Origin of the sequence: Caldanaerobacter subterraneus (assembly GCF_004345675.1) — a bacterium.
Lineage (GTDB): Bacteria > Bacillota > Thermoanaerobacteria > Thermoanaerobacterales > Thermoanaerobacteraceae > Thermoanaerobacter > Thermoanaerobacter subterraneus.
The window spans coordinates 45,254-65,764 of the sequence record NZ_SLWU01000010.1; the positions used below are offsets into that span (position 1 = coordinate 45,254).

Here is a 20,511-nt window from a genome sequence, read left to right on the forward strand (position 1 = left end):
ACCCCCATTTATTATTGCGAAGCTTTCGGTTTTATTTTCATCATCATCATTGTACCGCCTGTCTGCCATCTGCCTCCCCAAGTTACTGGGTAAGCATATGGGTCATGTTCTGTTGGCCAATTTTCCCATGCTGCATTTGATGCCTGGAACCAGAGACCATTGTACCAAAGCGGTATGGCCGGTATGTTCTTTAAGAATACTTCTTCCAATTTTGAAGCAGCCTTTTTAGCTTCATCTGTTCCAGGTTTTGCTTCATTTAAAGCTGCCACCATATCCTGCAACCCTTCTACATCAAAGCGCCCAAAGTTACCATTGTATTGAGCATCTCCTGTTATAGGATTGAAGAGCCAGTTGTAAAGCGTCCATGGTGTTGAGGTTACTTGGCTTCCGAAGTTGTTGAAAGATAAATCAAATGTCCCTTTAGTTAAATCTTCCCAATATTTGCTATAATCAGGGAATTTTGCTTCTGCATCAATTCCTACAGCCTTTAACTGGTCTGCAACAATCTTAGCTGCTTCCATCCAGTCAGTCCAACCATACGGAACGCTAATTTCTAATTTAAACTTCTTGCCATCTGGAGTTGTCCTCACTCCATCGTTACCCAATTTAAATCCTGCAGCATCCAAAATCGCTTTTGCTTTATTAGGATCATAGCTAAATCCATACTGTGAAACTACGTTCTTATCATAATATTCTTCCCAAGACTTAGCAGGCACAAAACCTAGAGGATTTGAAGGTTCAACCTGATTTTCGTACACCTTTTCAGCTATTACTTTTGGATTTATAGCATAAGCCATGGCGCGTCTTAGTTCTACATTGCTAAGAGGTTCTTTAGTCACATTGATAAACATAAACACTGTATTATCAGGAATCATGTATGGTGGATTGTCATAGAAAGTCGTTATTCCATAATTAGCTTTTAACGTCGGTATACCAGGGAGGAAGAAATTACTTACATCCAGTTCTCCTTTCATCAACATTCCGAGAGCTACGTTATTACTTGGAACAATTAAGTACACTATTCTCTTAGGTTGTGGAGTAAGTCCCAGAGCTTTTATACCCCACCAGTTATCATTTCTCTTATATACCATGCGGTCATTGCTGTAAGTATCAAATAAGTAAGGTCCTGAACCAATTGCCTTTTCATTAGCACCATTCAGCAAATCATCTTTAGATTTATTCTGCCAAATATGTTTTGGTATAATAGGAATTTGATATAAGTTATATTGCCATTCGTGATAATGGGAAGTTGAAAATTTAAATACCACAGTCTTATTATCAGGAGTATCTACAGATTGCAACCATTGCCACATTGGGCTATAATAGATTTCAGGGTGTTCTTTTGCTATTTCAAAAGTGAATTTTACATCCTCTGAAGTCAAAGGCTGACCATCTGACCAAGTAAGTCCATCTCTTAATGTTACTTGATAAGTATTATCAGAGGTCCATTCACCTTTTTCGGCTAACCATGGAATGAATTCGTTTTTAAGCGGGTCATAATTAAACAAAGTTTCGTAAATCAATCCTACTGTACCTGTTACTGCATTCCATGGTGTAAGCGGATTCCAGTTGCTCGGTGGTGCCCACAATCCGCCTCCAGCATAAAGAGTTTCATTTCTCTGATAGGTAGTTTCTTGGGCAGGTTGCTGGGCTGTTTCACTTTGCTGGGTTTTATCAGCTGCTTCCTGGCTCTTTTGTCCACAGCCTGCCAGTGCACCCGTCACCAACATTAAAACCAATAATACACTTAAGAGCCTTCGCACCTCACAATCCCCCTTTTGAAATAGTTTTCAAAGTCTATAAATTTTTTAAATATACCTTTTCTTTTTATCACCCCTTTCTCAATTTTTAGATTAAAAAGGCTTTAAGCCTTTTTATACCATATATTATACAAAAATCCAATAAACACGTGTTTACAAAAGAGTATAGAAACAAAAATGTTGACCTTCATCTTGATAAAAGATATTCTTTCTTTTCATTTTCTTCTTTTATCTCAATTCTTTTACAAGATTCTCTTTCTACCAGTTTTACAGGTACTACAAATTTAGCTTTAATTGCTATCTCTTCCTCGACTGACCTAATAAGATTTTCTACTGCTAACTCTGCCATTTGCAATAAAGAAACGCTCATCGTCGTTAAAGCAGGTTTCAAATAGCGAGATATAGTAATATCATCAAAACCAATTATAGAAACATCATCTGGAATTTTGTATCCCATCTCTTCTAAAGCCTGCATAGCTCCTATAGCCATCTGATCATTTGAAGCAAAAATCGCCGTGGGTTTTGCTTTTTTGAATAATTTATATGCAGCCTTATAACCGCTTTCTTCAACAAAATCCCCTTTTACTACCAGACTACTTTTAAATGGAATTCCCGCTTCTTTCAATGCTTTCTTGTATCCTTCTAATCTTGCAAAACCAGAGAGCTTTTCCATATCACCTGTTATATGGGCAATTTCCCTGTGACCCAGACTTATCAAGTACTTTGTAGCTTCATAGGCTCCAGTCACATTATCCATGTTGACTATGATACTTTTATTGAATGGGTCATTCTCATCATCTCTTATTTCCTGGTCAATCACTGCCGTCTTAAGCCCTGCCTCAATAAGATTTTTTATTTCGGGGTCATCATTTTTTACACCAATAAAAATTGCTCCATTGATAGTCTTATTGTAAAAGACTTCCCTCACTTTTTTATAATCTTTCGGTTTATAAACAGTAATGACAAGAACATTATATCCTAGCTGATTTGCAAAATCGATAACCGCAGTTGTAAAAGGTCCAAAGTAAACATTGTCATAAACCTTATGAATATCACTATTCCTCTTCAAATCTACAATCACAAGGCCAATCGTCTTAGAGCTTTTTCCTCTCAACATGCGAGCTGAAGCATGAGGAACATAGTTATATTCCTTAATAGCTTTTAACACTTTTTCCTTAGTTTCAGGCGAAACATTGGGATAATTATTTATGACTCTTGACACAGTACTGCGAGACACACCGGCAATCCTAGCAATGTCTTTGCTATTAATCATAACAATTCTCCTCTATTTCTATATTGTTTGTTATAGATTATAGAGTAACTTTTCGCATTTTTCAACAAAAACTCTTAAAATAAATTTCATGAACACGTGTTTACGAGATAATTATATATTACCCCTTACCTAAAAGTCAATATGGTTTTTGTATTTTCATGTATTTTCAAATTGTCAGACATCTTATAACTTGCAAGGGGATAAGAATTTTATCCCCTTGCGTACTCAAACACCTCTGTATATTCGCTCATGAAAATATCTATAGGGAGCACCCAGTAACCTCCATTGTAGTCTATGTCTATCCCTGCAATTTCATAATATCCTCTCCATGGAACCAAAGAACAGTACCAGGCTGTAGGGTTGTTTTTATGGGCGCTCCAGTAATACCTTTCTCCTACGTGTTTTGAAAGTTCTTCAACTATTTCAATCCTCTGTTTGAAAGTTGTCCCTGGAACAAAAAGCCCCCATGCTTCTCCAAAATTTTCGTAATAAAACCGAATAGATTCGTATATTACTCCTTTGTCAGGTTCTGCAGTGAGCAAACACTCATCATCAATACTTCCATGATATCTTCTGCTGTCAAATATAGCAGCATGCCTTATAGCTCCCTGTATGTGAAAGCCCAGACTTGTCGCAAGTACTATATCTCCAATAGTGAATTTTTCAAAAGAAAGCCTGTTTGTGTAAACCTTCTTCTTATTAGACTTTCCAGGAATTCTTAATCCAAATACCTCTTCATAGTCTATTTCTTTCATAAGTTCATACAAACTCATCTTATAGCTTTTTTCTTGCCATTCTTCATCATAAGGTTTAGAAATCATTATTAGGTTTCCAATTTTTAAAAAACGGTGATAAAACTTTTCTTTTGGTATAATGCTTCTTCTTTTGATTTCTTCTTTATACTGAAATTCTAACAAATCGATCCCTTTGTATTTCCTAACCTCCTCCATTTATACATCATCTCCTTTTGTAATAACATAATGTGCCCTACTTTCCCGTATGTGCCTGTCCTAAGTTTTTACAAAAAATTATTAGCTTTGACCTATGGATAATATAAAAATAACTGATGCATTTTAAATTGCATTATATGTAAAAAAGGTTTAAAATTAGGGTGTAAGCCCTAAAAAATTTGAGGTGATAGAATGACTGATGTCAATATTTTTAAGCCAGGAGCTGAGATAACAATAGACGACAAAAAGTGCATAGGTTGTAGAAGATGTGTAGAAGTATGCCCTGAAGATGTATATGAACTTGTAAAGAGGGAAGGAGAAACGAATCCGAACAGAGAATACAAATCTATAGCCTTATATCCTGAAAAGTGCATACTATGCCTTTCTTGTTTGGAAATCTGCCCGACTAATGCCATATATATTTTTGGCAAACAATAGGAGGTTGTTAAAATGGCCGGTCCACTTTTAGAAGAGCAACTCATAAAGCCAAAACATGACTGGAAAGACTTAACTTCAAAAATAGTAAAAAAATTAAAGCTAAAATATGAACCTGTAGGTGTATTTTTGGTACCATCTGTTCACAAAGAAAGGTATGAGAAGTTTTTTGAAGATATCCCAAGGCCCAATGGCAGATTAACTTACTGCCAGGCGGTTGAAACAGTAAGAGGTTCAACAAATTACTCTGGATTACCTGAACCGCCTGATGCTTTAAGGCTTAAGGCAGAAGATTTTATGTGCGCTGCAGGAGCTGCAAATCTTGGACTATACGATTTGCCTGAACCTATTAAAAACGGGGAAAGAGATTTTTTGCTAAGAAGATTTTATTCATTAGAAACTTCAAGAATAACAAGAGAGAAAATACCAAGACTAGAACCTGGAAGCATTTCCGAAGTTATCGTATTTAAACTTCCAAAAGCTCCTGTAGAGCCACAGGTGGTGTTAATGTTTGGAGTACCAGCACAAATACTCGCTTTAGAAGGGCATTATCTGATGAAAAAAGGCGGGAGGCTTAATATAGACTTACTTGGAACCTGTGGAGTATGTTCTGAAATGACAGTATCCCCTCTTGTGAATAGAAAAATGAACTTCTCCCTTCTCTGTGGCGGTGCAAGAGCCCATGCCTTTCACGACCCAACAGAAATGGGAGCAGGTATACCCGCTGAAGAATTCCCTGACTTGGTAGAAAACCTTCTAAATAGGCAAAACATCCCAATGAGACAGACGTTGCCTGAAAATTTAAGATAAAAATCCTGCTCTCGCAGGATTTTTTATTACCCTTTTTCGTAAATTTTAGGAATACCTTCTAAAAATTCTTTTATTTCTTTATAACTTTCCATTTTAAATACTGCTTCTCTCATTCGTGCACTGCCTGGAAGGCCTTTTAAATACCAAGCGATGTGCTTTCTCATTTCTACCACACCTGTTCTTTCACCTTTATACTCAACCATCATAGTAAGATGCCTTATCATAAGGTCTACTTTTTCCTTTATTGTAGGTTCAGGCAAAAGTTCACCCGTTTTAAGATAATGGACAGTCCTTTTAAATATCCACGGATTGCCCTGGGCTCCTCTCCCAATCATTACGGCATCGCAACCTGTTTCATCAAGCATTCTTTTTGCATCTTCTGGCGTAAATATATCTCCATTGCCTATTACAGGTATCTTTACGCTTTCCTTGACTTTTTTAATTATCTCCCAGTCAGCTTTTCCTGAATAAAACTGTTCTCTTGTCCTCCCGTGTACCGCTACAGCTTTAATGCCTACTCTCTCAGCAATTTGTGCAATCTCTACTGCATTTACATTATTATCATTCCATCCTTTTCTTATTTTTACAGTTACTGGTTTATATGAAGCCTTTACCACCGCCTCCATCACTTTTTCAGCCAAATCCGGTTTTAACATTAAAGCTGCTCCATCTCCATTTTTTACTATCTTTGGAGTAGGGCATCCCATGTTTATATCAATGATTAACGCTTTGCTTTCATTCAACCTTCTTGCAATCTCTCCCATAATCTCGGGGTCAGAGCCAAATATCTGAATGGCTACTTTTTCCCCATCGTCAATATCCAAAAGTGCCTTTGTATTTTCACTCCCATAGTAAAGCCCTTTAGCGCTTACCATTTCAGTATAAGTAAGTCCTGCACCCATTTCCTGACATATCAATCTGAACGGCTTATCTGTAACTCCTGCCATAGGTGATAAAAATACGTTATTTTCTAAAACTACATCCCCTATTTTCAACAGAGCTTCAACCCCTTTAACGAATGTTTCCTTCATATATTCTATCATATTTTGATACAAAAATAATAAGGGAGTGGAAAACCACTCCCTTTAGTTTATTTTGTATATTTTGCATATACATATCCAAATCCGCCATTGTAGAGTACTTGATACCATCCGTTGTACTCTCCAACCACTTTAAGCTCCGTTCCGTATGGCACTGCTCCTATCTTTCTCGCATTGATAGAATTGTTTACTCTTACATTTAGTCCACTCTTAGCAGTGACCTTAACAGCTTTTAGCACAACAACATTTGACGGATTCGGAGTTGCAGCAACATACTTGCTGTAAATATATCCTGTCTTTCCGTTGTAGTTAATCTTATACCAGCCATTTACTTCTTCAAGCAGTGTAACAACTTTACCTGCAGGAAGCACTCCTATTACCTTATATCCAAGCCCTGCGCCTTCTCTCACATTAAGTGCTGATGCTGTGACAATTCCGTAATTGTAAACTGGCTGAGAAGCTGTCTGTTGTTCTGTCTGCTGTGATGGCTGAGTTGTACCCTGGCTTACTTCTGCTTCTTCCTGTACTGGCGTCGTTGAGATGTACCAATCGCTCTCAACCACAGGGCTTATCGTGCCGTGCTCCTGTATATATCTTATCATCAAATTCCTTACCTGTCCGTCATCACCATATACTTTTGCAGAGTCAAACACAACTTCTGGATTCGTTATTCCAGCAGCCTGCATAAATCCACCGCCACCGTTGAACCTGTAGTTATTTATTGCGACAGTGAATACATCATCATCTTTTACAAGTTTGCCATTTACTTTGAGGTTTTTGATTCTGTGTCCTGCCGGCTGTGTCAAATCTATCACATAGCTTGCACCGTACAGCTGGTCGAGGTTGTAATCAGGTATATTGAGTGTCGGATCTTTTGTTATTGGATCATTTGGTGAAGACACTTGTTTGTAATACCTTGCTGACCACTCCAACCAAGCCTTTAACTGCTTTCCAGTCATCTTTATTCCATAGAGGTAGTTCTCATAAACATACACGCCCATTATATCCTGTATAGTGATGTCACCTTTTAATATCTTAGCTGAGCTGCTCAAAGGTGCTGCAATTGAGAGGTCTGTCTTTGCATAGTATTTCTGCACTTTGTTTATAAGGTCCATTATTGCTGTAGGCTTTATTGTTTGTTCTGTGCCCAAGAAATCGCCTGTTGCAACCCCAATCTTTGTGCCAATGTATTTTAATGTAGCATCGTGATATGGCTGTGCCAAGTTTATTATCTCAGGGTCTGCCTGTATTGAATCGTCCATTTTTATTGTAGTGCTCCATTTGTCTGCAATTACCCATTTGCCCTGATCGTTCTTTGTGATATCAAAGTATATCTGTGATACATATTCACCCCACTTGCGAGGCTGTGTAACTATTACAGTCTGTCCTGATGGATTCTTGTAGTTATGCTGCGGTATATTAACATGAGTATGCCCTGCAACTATTGCATCTATTCCATCGACATTCGTTGCCACTGCAATTACCTGGTTTTCTGGTATTATGTCTGTTGGTTTTTCTTCACCAGAGTGCATTGTGACCACTACAATATCTGCCCCTGCTTCTCTTAATTTTGGCACCCATTTCTTAGCTTCATCTACAAGGTCATTGAAGTGAAGTCCTGCGTAATTTTCTTTGTTTTCCCATGCAGGTATCATCTTAGTTGTTAGTCCCAGGATACCTACTCTGACAGGTCCTTGAGGTGTATTAAATGTTTTGATGTAATAAGCGTCTACATAATTTGTTCCATCATCTTTGTAGGTATTAGCAGAAAGAACATGTATTCCTTCGTTTCTCATATCCTTTATTACTCTGTTTAATACTTCAAGTCCATAGTTAAACTCGTGGTTTCCTAATGTCCAAGTATCATACTTCATTGCGCCCATCACTTTTGCAAGTGGATACTCTGTCTTCGTGTCTATCTTGTTATAGTAGTAAGATAATGGTGTACCCTGTATTGTATCTCCATTGTCAACAAGCACTACATAAGGATACTTTTCTCTCACTTGCTTTACATAAGTTGAAACTTTTGCCAATCCTCTGTTAGCAGGCTTAGCCGTGTTGTAATCCCATGGGAATATATTGCCATGTATATCAGATGTAGCAAGAACTGTGATTAATGTACCCTCTTTTGTAGCAGGAGCAATTCTTCCGTCTATTACTGAAGTTATTGTCCCCTGCTCTTTTACTGCTTCAATGAAAGCATCTCTTACAAGTTTGTAAGTATCGACATAGCTCTTCTTTACCTCAGGGTCAGTAAATCCTGTAAAACCGTCTCCACCTGTACCCATAAAATTATTTGTAGCAACAAGGTAGGACTTATTCATGTCTATAGGTGTACCGTCAGATTTTCTCATGTCAAATACTCTGTGCATTGAAGGCCTGGTGGGGTCGTATTTGAAGGAAAGTCCTGCAACCTGTATACCCTTTCCTCCGTCTTGAACTGCCTGTTCAAGAATTGTCTTAATCTGAGCACCTGTCATCTTCATCGTAACTATTGTGTTATCAAAAGGCATTAACTGATACATCATTCCAACGGTTATATCGCCTTTTGGAATGTCAATCCTAAGGCCACCGTTATTGGCAAATCCAAAATCTGCATTGACTGCCTTCCTTGTCACTTCAGCTGCCCAGTTACCAAGCAATGAATCCCCATAGGGTTTAGCACTCTGAGTTCTTGTCAAATCTATTGCCGCTTTGCCTATAACTTCATTAAATATAGGTCCTACATCTTCATTGGCTTTGTCAACTATTGCCTGTACCTCTGGGTCAATATACTTAGGGTCTATATTTGGTGTGGAATAAATCTTAGTAAGGTCAATGTATTGCATGTCACCAGCTGTGACAGTTCCATCTTCATTAACTGTAATCTTCAGGTGAATAATTCCCTTCCCGTAATTTGCAGCAACTCCAACTGGTATTCCGTTAACCCTTGTAGTAACTATAGTATGAGTATGTCCGCCAAATATAGCATCTACACCTTTTACCTGTTTTGCAAAGTCTATGAGGTTGCCAGTTACATTTCCAGAGCTATCTTTATATGCTCCCATGTGAGCCAAAACCACAACAATCTTTACACCTTGCTGTCTTAGCTGCTGTGCAAGGTCATTTACAATTGGCACAGGGTCTTTAAAATCTACATTTTGTATAAATGCCGGCATTATTATAGTGGGGAATTCCTTGTTGTCTACAATACCTATTATTCCAATCTTTACTCCATCTCTTTCAATAACAACATATGGTTTTACATAGCTCACTGGCTTGCCTGTGGTTTTGTCATACACGTTTGCAGCAAGAACTGGAATTGTGGAATTCTTCAAAGTAGCATTCTGCGTGTCAATTACTGACTCAATACCCCAGTCATACTCATGATTGCCAAGAGCCATTGCATCAAATCCGATGTTTTTCATCATCTCAATGACTGGCTTGCCCCTTAGCACATTAGAAAGTGGCGTTCCTTGGAACATATCCCCGCCGGACAAAATCACTGTTCTGTCGGGGTTTTGTGCTTTTATGTCTTTAATTTGTTTTGCCATTACAGCTGCTATCTGCTGCTTGTACAAAGTGCCATCAGATGTCTTACCATCATTTTGTAGGTAACCGTGGAAGTCTGTTACTTCAATGAAATCGAAGGTCTTGGAGGTTGCAGCAAATGCGATTTGTGGCACTGACGGGAAAATGAGGCTAAAAATCAATAGAGCTGCAACCAGAATGGAAAGAAGACGTGACCTTTGACTAAACATTTACATCCTCCCTTTACTTTTAGAATGTGGGTTAAAAAATGTGAAAATCTAGAACTGTTTTAAGTATAACAAAAAAGTGTTAAATTGAAGTTAAACTAGTATTAATTTTGTGTAAATTAAATCATACATCAGATGTCAGACAAGCTTTGATTTAATTATATAAAACACTTCTTTTGCCTTTCAATTTTGATATAGCGCAATTTTGCAAGAACTTTTTGGCCTTTGCTCTTATTTTCTCCCAATTTTATACGTTTTCTCTCTCTTGTAAACATTTTTAAGGGCATTTTGTGCCTTATCACAAAACGCCCTTTTTATATTAATTTTCCTTTTAGCTCAAAGTACCTTTTCTCTATCTCTTCTACTAAATCACTTTCCTCTTCAAGTCCTGTAATAACACTTACAGCCTTTTTTATACCAAATTGTTCTACATATTCTCTCACTTTAACGGCCTGTGTGTCTTCTTTGTAGTCAAATAAAAGCCCAGCAGCAATTCCATAGAGGATAAAGTTTGGCGTAATTCCAACTTCACTGCAAAGCTTTAAAGGTGCAATTAATCTATCTTCTGATGAAAGCTTTCTCAAAGGTTCCCTCCCTACTCTTGTAACCTCATCTTGTAAATATGGATTTTCAAACCTTTTAATCACTTTTTCTGCATAGGCCATAAGAGATTCTTTATCTACATCATATTTTTTAGAAAGAGCAGTAGATATTTCTTCCTGCATTCCTTTCACTACGGCTCTTATGCTTTCCTCCTTTATAGCCTGATGAATATACGTATAGCCTTTTAAATAGCCCAAATAAGCCGTTGTAGCATGAGCCCCATTTAACAAAAATAATTTCCTTTCTATATAAGGCTTTAAATCGTCTACTAATTCTGCCCCCTCTATTTTTAGATTCCCCTTCACATTATTCTTTTCAATATCCCATTCAAAAAACTCTTCTACTGCCACATCCACAGGAAGTTCCTTATCAACTTTAACCGCTGGAACAATTCTATCAACTGCCGTATTGGGAAAACCGACTTTTAGATTGAGATAAGAAATAAAATCGTCGCTTTCCCCTTTTACTACGCTCTCTTTTAAAACATCAGTAGCAAAAAGAGCATTTTCACAAGCCATTATGTTAAGATATTTTTCACTTTTTTCTTTTCTCGCCTTTAAGTATTTCTTTAACCTTTCACCAATGGAAGAAAGGTTTGAAACACCTACAGAAGTAGTAACCACATCTGCTTCTAAAAAAGCATCAAGCACTTTATCCTCTTCTTCTAAATGCAAGGCTTTGACTCCTCTTACTTCTTCTTTTTCCACAGGGTCTTTCAGAATAATGACATTATACCTCTGGTACTTATTAATATTATCTACAATTTCTTTTGAAATATCTACAAAGGTAACTTCATATCCGGATTTATTAAGTAAATATCCAATAAATCCTCTCCCTATATTGCCTGCTCCAAAGTGAAGCGCCTTCGGCATTTTACTCATCACCTTTCTCCAGGATTTCTATTATCTCCTGTGGAGTCTTTGCATTTTTGAGCTTTTCTACATTTTCTTCGTACTGGCATGTCAAAGCTATCTTTGAAAGAATGTTAAGATGCTCATCTCCTTTACCTGCAATTCCTATCACAATATAGGCCCTGTTGCCATCTCCAAAATCCACCCCATCGGGATACTGAGCTATGACTATCCCCGATTTTTTGATGTATTTGACATATTCAGAAACCCCATGAGGTATAGCTACCCCATTTCCTATATAAGTCGTTATGTCTTCTTCTCTTTTCTTCATACCTTCGATATACTCTTTTTCAACATAGCCGTTTTCAACAAGGAGATTCCCTACCCTTTCAATAGCCTCTATTTTAGACTCTGAAGGAAGGTTTAAAAGTATGTTCTTTTCATTGAGTATTTCTCTGTCCATGACTTCGCCTCCTATGCCTCATTTAATATTTTCACCAAAGCATTTCTTACATCTTTTACATCCCCAAGCCTTAAAATCTCACTAAAATTTTTGTCCTCAATCAAAGAAATGCTCACCTTTCCTAACATCTCTAGTATATCACTTTTCTCTGTCTTACGCGCCAGCATAACCAAAAAAGTATCCACTTCTTCGTAGGCAAACCCTACGCTTTGAAGTTTCAAAGGGCTTTTCACCTTGTAAACTCCAAGAAAAGGAAGTACCATTTTATCACTTCGAGTGTGCAAAAGGGCAATTCGAGTACCAGGTATAACCACATTGCTCATTGCTTCCCTCTTAAGGAGAAGCTCTTTTATTTCTTCAGCATCTTCAGCAAGCATGGATTTTGACAGGTCTTGCCCAATTAGCTCTATCAGTCTTTCTGTGCTATCAGCTTCTACTTCTTCTATTTTAAAATTTCTCAATATTTCATCTGCTACTTCAAAATTCTCTTCTACCTTTACTTTAGCCTCAAACTGCCCATCTTTCTGTTCCACTTTTTCGACAAGATTTTGTATATAATCTCTTATCTTCTCTTCATCTTCTTCTGTCAAAAAAGGAGATACAATTATTACTTTTGAATCTGCCTCTTCCAATCTTATAGTAGAAACTATCAAATCGTATTCCTGATACTTCCTCTTGAATTCCCAAATAGTTCCTATATTTAACTGGTTAATCTCTTTAAACTTGTTTTTCAATTTAGCAGAAAGTATTCGGGCAGTTCCAATTCCATTAGGGCAAATCACCATAACTTTAAGCTTCTTGGCCATTTCCTTTTGCCTTTCAATAGCCGCCCCTATGTGCATTGTAATGTATCCGATCTCTTCTTCTGGTACTATGATGTTGTACTTTGAAAAAACTATTTTACAGGCTCTTTCCACCGCACTGAACAAATCTTTATAATAGCTTTTAATCTCCTCTATCAAAGGATTTGAAGCAACAAGACCCATCCTCAACCTGTAAAAAGCTGGTTCTAGATGCTGTGCTAACCCTAAAAGAAGCTGCTCATCGCAGCGTATATTTACATTGAAAATCCTTGAAACTTCCTCTACGACCTCTTTTGACAGCTCCTCCAGAGTAATGCCCAATTCTTCAAACCTATGCTGCTTGTACACATACTTTTTTGGGCTCAAGTGAATAGCTAAATATGCTATTTCTGACTCTGGCAGGTAGAAATCTTCCTCTTCAAGGATTTTTTCAACTTTCTTCATAAAATTGAACTCTTCTGACTGTAATATATCATTTATAAATTCTCTATCAAGTTCAATGGCCTTTCCTTCTTTGCTTCTGTAGATTGAAAGAAGTATATGAACAAACATGCCAAAATAATTTAAATCAGGCAGTTCTTCGTATACGGCTTCTTTAACCCTTTCACAGATACTTTTTACTTTTTCTACTAAATCTTTGCCAAATACTGAATCAAAAAAGGCTTTGAAGTACTTCCCTTTTTCTTCATCGTAAATAAATTGCAGCAGGTCTTCCATTGGCGTATAATTGTAAAATAGCTCTATAATGGCATTTCTTCTATCAACTTCACCGCCCTCTACTTTTATCCCATATCCTCTTCTTCTTATAAGATTAAGCTTTCTCATCCTAAGCCACTCTTCAATTTTATCGAGGTAAAGGCTTATTGTGCCTTCAACCACATTAAACTGATAGCTGAAATAGCCAGCTTTAATGGGTTCATCAGAAAGAAGAAGCTGAAGAGTCATCAAAACCTGCCTTTGATCAGGTGTTAAAAGCCATTGGAGAGGAATGGCGCCCAAAGAGCTGTAAACCCTTTTGAGCGTCTTTTCCTCTCCTTCTATGAATATCTTTCTCCCCTGTTCTACAATTTTTACATTAAAATCCCTTAAGCGTTCGTTTATTAATGCCACTTCTCTTGATACAGTTCTTTCACTGACATCCATAAGATTGGCAAGGTCAGCTATTTCAAATGGTCCCTTTTCTATTAAATTTTTAAGGATAAACTTCTGCCTTACACTCAAATCTTCCATGGCTTTCACCATCAGCTATTTTTTAAGGCTTTTTACAAATTCGTCATACACGGTATTGTCAAGGAAATTCTTCACTGTCACAATCTTAGCATGGGGCACAACCTGGGCTGCTCTTTCTGCCAGATTCTCCTGTGTGAATACTACATCCGCTTCTTTTGGTATCTGATTTACAGCTGAGTGCTTCACCTGTATGTCAAAACCGGCTTCTTTGAGCTTCTTTCTCAAGATAGTTTCTCCCATAGCTGAAGAGCCCATACCTGCATCGCAGGCAAAAACTATGAGTTTGGGAAGTGTATCCATTTTCACTTCTGGTTTTGGCATTTCAACTTTTTCACCTTTGCTCTGGGCCTTGAGACCACTTACTATTGAACGTGCAAAACTCATGCTCTCCGCTGACATGCTCTCTTCGCTTGCCCTCTTTACAATAGGTGAAGCTATCAAGAAGGAAACCAGAGCTCCTACTGCTATACCTGCAAGTACAGGAAGTAATCCGCCTTTTGGAGCCATAGCTATTTCTGCAAATATGCTGCCAGGTGAAGGAGTTGCCACAAGTCCTGCTTTTGTGAGAACAAATGTTGCATCTGCAGCCATTCCGCCGCCTATGACAGCGAGAAGCAATGCAGGGTTCATTAAAACATACGGGAAGTATATTTCATGTATTCCACCAAAGAAGTGGATTATTATGGCGCCAGGAGCTGACTGTTTTGCGTCTCCCTTTCCAAAGAGCCAGTATGCCAAAAGCACTCCCAAACCTGGGCCTGGGTTTGTTTCAAGAAGGAAGAATATAGACTTTCCAAATTCTTTTACCTGTGCTACTCCAAGAGGAGCCAGTATACCGTGGTTTATGGCATTGTTCAGAAAGAGAACTTTTCCAGGTTCAATGAACAACGCTATCAAAGGAAGTAATCCTTTGTCTGTAACCCACTGGGCAGCAGCACCAAGTCCAAGTGAGATAGCGTTCATAACAGGCTCTACGAATAAAAACGCTAAAATTGCCAAAATCCCTCCTAAAATTCCTGCTGAGAAGTTATTCACAAGCATTTCAAATCCGGCTGGTACTTTGCCTTCCACCGTTTCGTCAAATTTTTTGATTACATATCCTCCTAAAGGTCCCATTATCATAGCACCAATGAACATAGGCACAGAAGAACCTATAGCTACACCAGCTGTGGCAACAGCTCCAACAACTCCACCTCTTACATCGTACACAAGTTTACCGCCTGTATAACCTATCAATATAGGCAAGAGGTACATTATCATGGGACCGACCAACTTAGCTAAGTGTTCGTTCGGAACCCATCCTGTCGGTATAAAGAATGCAGTGATAAGTCCCCATGCTATAAATGCGCCAATATTAGGTATTACCATTCCTGCCAAGAAGCCACCCAGTCTCTGTAATTTTACTCTTAGGCTTCCACCTTTTGTAGTAATCGCATTCACATTTTGCATACCTTTTCCCTCCTTCTTTCAAAAACTTTTTTAACTATATTGTAATCCCCCTTCTTTTTTTATGCAATTAAAAGAAACTCAGTCTTGTCATTCGTTTTCTATGACAAAATTGAAAAAAGAAAAAACCCCGGGAAAACCGGGGTTAATCGACAAAGCCATTATTTTCTGCCACTTCTTTAAACCAATAACCACTCTTTTTTATTGTACGCTTTTGCGTTTTTAAATCTACCGCTACGAGCCCATAACGGTTTTTATACGCATTAAGCCACGACCAATTGTCCATAAATGTCCATACATGATATCCTTTGACATTGCATCCCTCTTCAATTGCTTTATGAACCCATTTTAAATGCTCTTTTATAAATTCAATCCTATAGTCGTCTTGAATAATACCATCTTTTATAAAGCGTTCTTCCCCTTCCACTCCCATTCCATTTTCTGAAATAAAACACTCTATGTTTCCATATTCATCTTTTATTCTTTTCAGAAGATCATATATCCCTTTTTCGTAGATTTCCCATCCTCTATAAGGATTCATTCTCCTACCTGGCATAATATACTCATCATAAAACCAATTGGGTGTAAATACACCATATGGATTTGGCATATTCTCTTTAGCTTTAACTCTAAGCGGCTGATAATAATTTACTCCTAAATATTGTACAGTATTATCTTTTATTAATTCTAAATCTTCTTCCTTATATTCCGGCAAATGATTGTAAGCTTTTAAAACTTCTACTAATTCTTTAGGATACTCCCCTTTAACGGAAGGGTCAAGAAAACTTCTATTATGAAACAAATCCGCAAGCTCCGCTGCTTTTAAATCTGCCGGATGATTACTTCTTGGATAAACAGGACTCAAGTTTAAAACAATACCTATTTTAGCATCATTTATTTTTAGTTTTTTAAATTCCTCTATTGCCCTCGCACTTGCTAATACTGTGCCATAACCGAATTGCACTGCTCTTTTAAAATCCACTATATCTGGATAATGGAAATTATATAAATACCCACCTAATACGGGAACTATCGGTTCATTAAATGTTATCCATCTTTTTACTCTATCACCAAACAACTCAAAACATGTCTTAGCATATTCAGCAAAATATTCTACTACTTTTCTATTCTCAAAACCTCCAATATTTTGCATTTCTATAGGCATGTCAAAGTGAAAAAGGGTAGCAAAAGGTTCGATACCATTTTCCAAGAGCTCATTAATAACATTGTTGTAAAATTCTACTGCTTTTTCGTTAACTTTACCTGTGCCACCAGGAATTAGACGAGACCATGAAATAGAAAATCTAAATGAATTGTGCCCCAACTCTTTCATAAGTTTTATATCTTCTTTATATCTATGATAAAAATCAGATGTTACTTGAGACCCTATTCCATTAAAAAAGCGATTAGGTTCTTTCTGATACCAATAATCCCATACATTCATCCCTTTACCGTCTTCATCTGCAGCCCCTTCAATTTGCACTGCTGATGTTGCCGAACCCCACCAAAAACCTTCTGGAAATCTGTATTCTTTAGACATAGGAATTTCACTCCTCATGTTAAAGTGATTTTGAAACATAATTCTAGAAAACAAAGAGAGGTAATTTCTATTATTACTTATATTGCGGTAAATATTCTTTATTCTGTTCAATTATATCATCAAGTATCTTTTTAGCAATAGTGGCAGATGGCACTAAAGGATGTATTGTTAACGCTTGTAAAGCCGCATAATAATCCCCTCTTACCCCTGCTTCAATTGTAAGTTCTTCATATGCTTTAACAACTTGCATCAAACCCCTTATTTTTGGTGATACATGCCCAATAGTTATAGGATGAGCACCATTTTTATCAACTACTGCATTTGTTTCTATTACCACATCATCCGGCAAATCTGCAATCGTCCCATTGTTTCTCACATTAACCACATGTATATCTTTCTTATCATTATATATTGAACTTATCAAAGAACATGCAACATCAGAATAATGTGCTCCACCTCTTTTCTCAAGCTGTGGAGGCTTAACATCTAAATTAGGATCTTTATAAAGATCAAACAATTCTTTTTCTAGTTTTTTAACAACTTCTCCTCTTGTTCCTACAGTAGCAGCTTCTTCTTTTTGTTCTTTTAACATTTGATCAGTTAAATAGTAATACCTATGATAAGGACAAGGGTACATTCCAAGAGATTTGATAAATTCGGGATCCCAAGGAAGTTCTGGTATGTTTTTCATACTTAACGATCTGGCTGATTCATACATCCCTATTAACTTCTCTGTTATATCTTCTCCATCTAGATAGACATTTGTTCCCCATACCAAATGATTAAGCCCAGTAAATCTAATATAGATTCGCTTTGGATCAACCCCCATAAGATTTGCAATTCCATAAACCATACCTATTGGCACATTGCATACGCCTATAGCTTTTATTTTAGTGTACTTTAATACTGTTTCAGTGATTACTCCAGAAGGATTTGTAAAATTGATAAGCCATGCATCTGGAGCGTATTTTTCAATATCTTTACATATATCCAATATAACCGGTATTGTCCTCTGCGCTTTTGCAAAACCACCTGGTCCAGTAGTTTCCTGCCTTATCACATCATATTTTAGCGGAATCTTCTCGTCTCTTATCCTAGCGTCTATTCCTCCTACTCTAACCTGGGTAATTACAAAATCAGCCCCTTCAATGGCTTCTTTTCTATCCAAAGTTAAATGAATGGTTATATTAACACCTGCTTTTTTTTACCATTCTTCTTGCCAAATTACCTACTATTTCAAGCTTTTCTTTTCCCTCTTCTATATCCATTAAGTAAATGTTTTTTACAGGCAACTCATTATACCTTTTTATAAAACCTTCGATCAACTCAGGGGTATAACTAGACCCTCCTCCAATAACTGCAATTTTCAAACCCTTTTTCGACAATTATAAAGTAGCCCCCTTTGTTTGATAAATAATTTTATAGAGTTCCACCATCTCAGCTATTAATTCCTTTGCAAGAATCGCATTCATAAGATGATCCTCTGCATGAACTAAAAGAAGTGTTACCTCTTGTTTTTCTCCCGCTGCTTCTTTGTGTATCATATCTGTTTGTACATGATGAGCCTCCAAAAGCTCTTCACCCGCTTTTTTTAGACATTCTTCTGCTTTCTCAAAATCTCCCTCTTTTGCATATTTTAAAGCTTCAAAAGCATTACTTCTTGCATTGCCTGCATGAGATATTATAGTGAATACAACTTGTTCTAAGTCCATTTTGACGCCTCCTATTGTTCATTTATTCTTTAGTGCCTCTAGTGCTAAGTCCAAAGTCTTAGCTCCATCAATCATTCCATATACATGAGGAGGAATTACTCTGTAAACTTTGTTTTTTTCTTTTGTAAGCTCTGCCACGTATTTTTCTTTATATCTTATTTGTGGTCCTAAAAGAATCACATCATAATCATCGATTACTTTCTCTAAATTATCTGCAGCTTCTGCATTAATATATAAATCCTTTATCCCTCTTTTTTCACCTTCTTTTTTCATTTTTTCTACTAGCAAACTGGTAGACATGCCAGCTCCGCAGATTAACAAGATTTTCATTCTTTATACCTCCCTACTTTATTTTTGTAGTATGGCATTTTTTAAAAGATTCTTTAATTTCAGGTGTATTTTGCAGGATCACATTCTCGATAGAAAAATTGAACATATTGCGTACCCTGGAAATAAAACCCACCAGGATACGCAAGTCTATTTATATTTTTTTATTTTTTGTCCTATTAGAAAACATTCACTTGTCCGTACCATTTACTCCTTCTCTAACATTGCCTGTTGCTCCTCTTCATATTTCTTGTTGTCCCATAATTTCAGGAAGGAATAATATACTGCTCCTGCTACTGCAAAATTGATAATCTGCAAAACTATTGCCTTCCAATCTCCAGTTGTAAGAAAACCACTTATCAGTACAGGAGTAGTCCAAGGAATTAGAGCATAAGGTCTCCCTACAATATTTAATGCCATGGCAAAATAAGTAATAAGTGCAACTAGAATAGGAGCTATCATAAAAGGGACTATCATTATCGGGTTCATTACTATCGGCATTCCAAAAGTTATTGGTTCGTTTATGTTGAATAATCCTGGACCTATCGCAGCCCTTCCTACCGCTTTTAATTGCTTTGACCTAGTAGTAAAAAGTAACAACAAAGCCAATGCTAAGGTAGTACCTGTTCCTCCAATTTGTACAAAAATTTGGAAAAATTGTAAAGTGGCTATATGTGGTAATACAATTTCTCCAGCGGCTTTTGCTGCAGCATTTTGTTCCGCAAATGAAATCCATATTGGGGCCATTATTCCTTCTACTATCGCTTGGCCATGTATACCTACACTCCATAACAATTGTGCTACCAGTATTGCAAGTATTATAGCAGGTAAGGTAGAACCTAGATGCATAAGCGGAAGTGCAATTACTTTATTTATAACTTCAGGTATGGAAAGATTAACACTTTTAACCAAGATAAAATTAATAACCCATACTACCGAAAGTATTACAAACCCCGGCACCAAAGCTGCAAATGATCTTGCAACAGAAGGTGGAACTCCTTCAGGCATACGAATAATTAAATTTTTCTCTACAAATTTTCTTTGCATTTCTACAGTAAATACTGCTATTAAAATAGCCACAAAAAGCCCCTGACTTCCTGTCCACTTCAAAAGAATATTCCCATCCTGTGATAACGGAATTGCTACCATAAAAGCAGATAAACTAAGAATTCCTGCAGCTAAACTATCTAATTTATAAGTTCCAGCTAGAGAATAAGCTATTGTAAAAGATGCAACCATAGCAATTATTCCAAATGTTGCATTGACTATTTTTAATAAATCGTTCACATAGGGTTTAATTAAAGCTTCAAGAGCAGGTACAGGTGGAAAAGCTATAATCAAGAAAAACGAACCAATGAGAAGTAATGGCATTGTAGCAACTATTCCATCACGAATAGATTTTAAATGCCTTTGCTCAGCAAGTCTTCCTGCTACAGGCATAAAATACCTGTCAAGAAAATTAATGAACGTATCCATTAGATCAACTCCCCTTCAAAATATTTTGCAACGTATATTTACGCAAATTTTATGC

15 protein-coding genes and 1 pseudogene are annotated in these 20,511 nt (G+C 37.1%); 2 read left to right on the forward strand and 14 right to left on the reverse strand.

The genetic code is table 11. From position 1 onward, the window contains the following. Nucleotides 1-11: 11 nt before the first annotated feature. From EV203_RS06185 to EV203_RS06195, 3 genes are all read right to left on the reverse strand, one after another. Nucleotides 12-1,763 (reverse strand): ABC transporter substrate-binding protein, encoded by a 1,752-nt coding sequence (locus EV203_RS06185; protein WP_011024802.1) that lies wholly within the window; start codon nucleotides 1,761-1,763, stop codon nucleotides 12-14. Nucleotides 1,764-1,947: 184 nt separating this feature from the next. Continuing rightward, a complete protein-coding gene (locus EV203_RS06190) occupies nucleotides 1,948-3,030 on the reverse strand; it encodes a LacI family DNA-binding transcriptional regulator (protein ID WP_031314172.1) in 1,083 nt (360 codons plus the stop codon). Nucleotides 3,031-3,242: 212 nt separating this feature from the next. Further along, nucleotides 3,243-3,983, reverse strand: a complete 741-nt coding sequence (locus tag EV203_RS06195) for a hypothetical protein (RefSeq protein ID WP_132039624.1) — start codon at nucleotides 3,981-3,983, stop codon at nucleotides 3,243-3,245. A gap of 192 nt (nucleotides 3,984-4,175) precedes the next feature. Between EV203_RS06195 and EV203_RS06200 the strand changes: the two genes are divergently transcribed. Both EV203_RS06200 and EV203_RS06205 read left to right on the forward strand, forming a co-directional pair. After that, a complete protein-coding gene (locus EV203_RS06200; protein ID WP_011024799.1) occupies nucleotides 4,176-4,421 on the forward strand; it encodes a 4Fe-4S dicluster domain-containing protein in 246 nt (81 codons plus the stop codon). Nucleotides 4,422-4,433: 12 nt separating this feature from the next. Beyond that, nucleotides 4,434-5,228 carry a DUF169 domain-containing protein gene (locus EV203_RS06205; RefSeq protein WP_132039626.1) on the forward strand — a complete coding sequence of 265 codons (795 nt, stop codon included), beginning with the start codon at nucleotides 4,434-4,436 and terminating at the stop codon, nucleotides 5,226-5,228. 26 nt (nucleotides 5,229-5,254) lie between these two features. On the opposite strand, the gene dusB is transcribed toward EV203_RS06205, so the two are convergent. The 11 genes and pseudogenes from dusB to EV203_RS06260 form a co-directional block, all read right to left on the reverse strand. Further along, entirely contained in the window at nucleotides 5,255-6,223 is a 969-nt protein-coding gene (gene dusB, locus EV203_RS06210; RefSeq protein ID WP_011024798.1) for a tRNA dihydrouridine synthase DusB, read from the reverse strand. A gap of 95 nt (nucleotides 6,224-6,318) precedes the next feature. Continuing rightward, nucleotides 6,319-10,008: a 5'-nucleotidase C-terminal domain-containing protein gene (locus EV203_RS06215; protein ID WP_132039628.1), complete on the reverse strand. Its 3,690-nt coding sequence runs from the start codon at nucleotides 10,006-10,008 to the stop codon at nucleotides 6,319-6,321. A gap of 311 nt (nucleotides 10,009-10,319) precedes the next feature. After that, nucleotides 10,320-11,480 (reverse strand): mannitol-1-phosphate 5-dehydrogenase, encoded by a 1,161-nt coding sequence (locus EV203_RS06220; RefSeq protein ID WP_132039663.1) that lies wholly within the window; start codon nucleotides 11,478-11,480, stop codon nucleotides 10,320-10,322. Nucleotide 11,481: 1 nt separating this feature from the next. Continuing rightward, nucleotides 11,482-11,922: a PTS mannitol transporter subunit IIA gene (locus tag EV203_RS06225; protein WP_132039630.1), complete on the reverse strand. Its 441-nt coding sequence runs from the start codon at nucleotides 11,920-11,922 to the stop codon at nucleotides 11,482-11,484. A gap of 11 nt (nucleotides 11,923-11,933) precedes the next feature. Further along, complete coding sequence (locus EV203_RS06230) at nucleotides 11,934-13,967, reverse strand: BglG family transcription antiterminator (RefSeq protein WP_132039632.1); 2,034 nt, start codon at nucleotides 13,965-13,967, stop codon at nucleotides 11,934-11,936. A gap of 3 nt (nucleotides 13,968-13,970) precedes the next feature. Next, nucleotides 13,971-15,404 (reverse strand): PTS mannitol transporter subunit IIBC, encoded by a 1,434-nt coding sequence (locus tag EV203_RS06235; RefSeq protein WP_132039634.1) that lies wholly within the window; start codon nucleotides 15,402-15,404, stop codon nucleotides 13,971-13,973. Nucleotides 15,405-15,546: 142 nt separating this feature from the next. Continuing rightward, entirely contained in the window at nucleotides 15,547-16,941 is a 1,395-nt protein-coding gene (locus EV203_RS06240; protein ID WP_132039636.1) for a glycoside hydrolase family 1 protein, read from the reverse strand. Between the two features lie 73 nt (nucleotides 16,942-17,014). Then, nucleotides 17,015-18,326: pseudogene (locus EV203_RS06245) on the reverse strand (6-phospho-beta-glucosidase). Then, nucleotides 18,327-18,653, reverse strand: a complete 327-nt coding sequence (locus tag EV203_RS06250; RefSeq protein WP_132039638.1) for a PTS sugar transporter subunit IIA — start codon at nucleotides 18,651-18,653, stop codon at nucleotides 18,327-18,329. 18 nt (nucleotides 18,654-18,671) lie between these two features. Beyond that, nucleotides 18,672-18,983 (reverse strand): PTS sugar transporter subunit IIB, encoded by a 312-nt coding sequence (locus EV203_RS06255; RefSeq protein ID WP_132039640.1) that lies wholly within the window; start codon nucleotides 18,981-18,983, stop codon nucleotides 18,672-18,674. Between the two features lie 204 nt (nucleotides 18,984-19,187). After that, nucleotides 19,188-20,456, reverse strand: coding sequence for a PTS sugar transporter subunit IIC (locus EV203_RS06260; RefSeq protein WP_132039642.1), 1,269 nt, complete (start codon nucleotides 20,454-20,456; stop codon nucleotides 19,188-19,190). Nucleotides 20,457-20,511 lie beyond the last annotated feature (55 nt).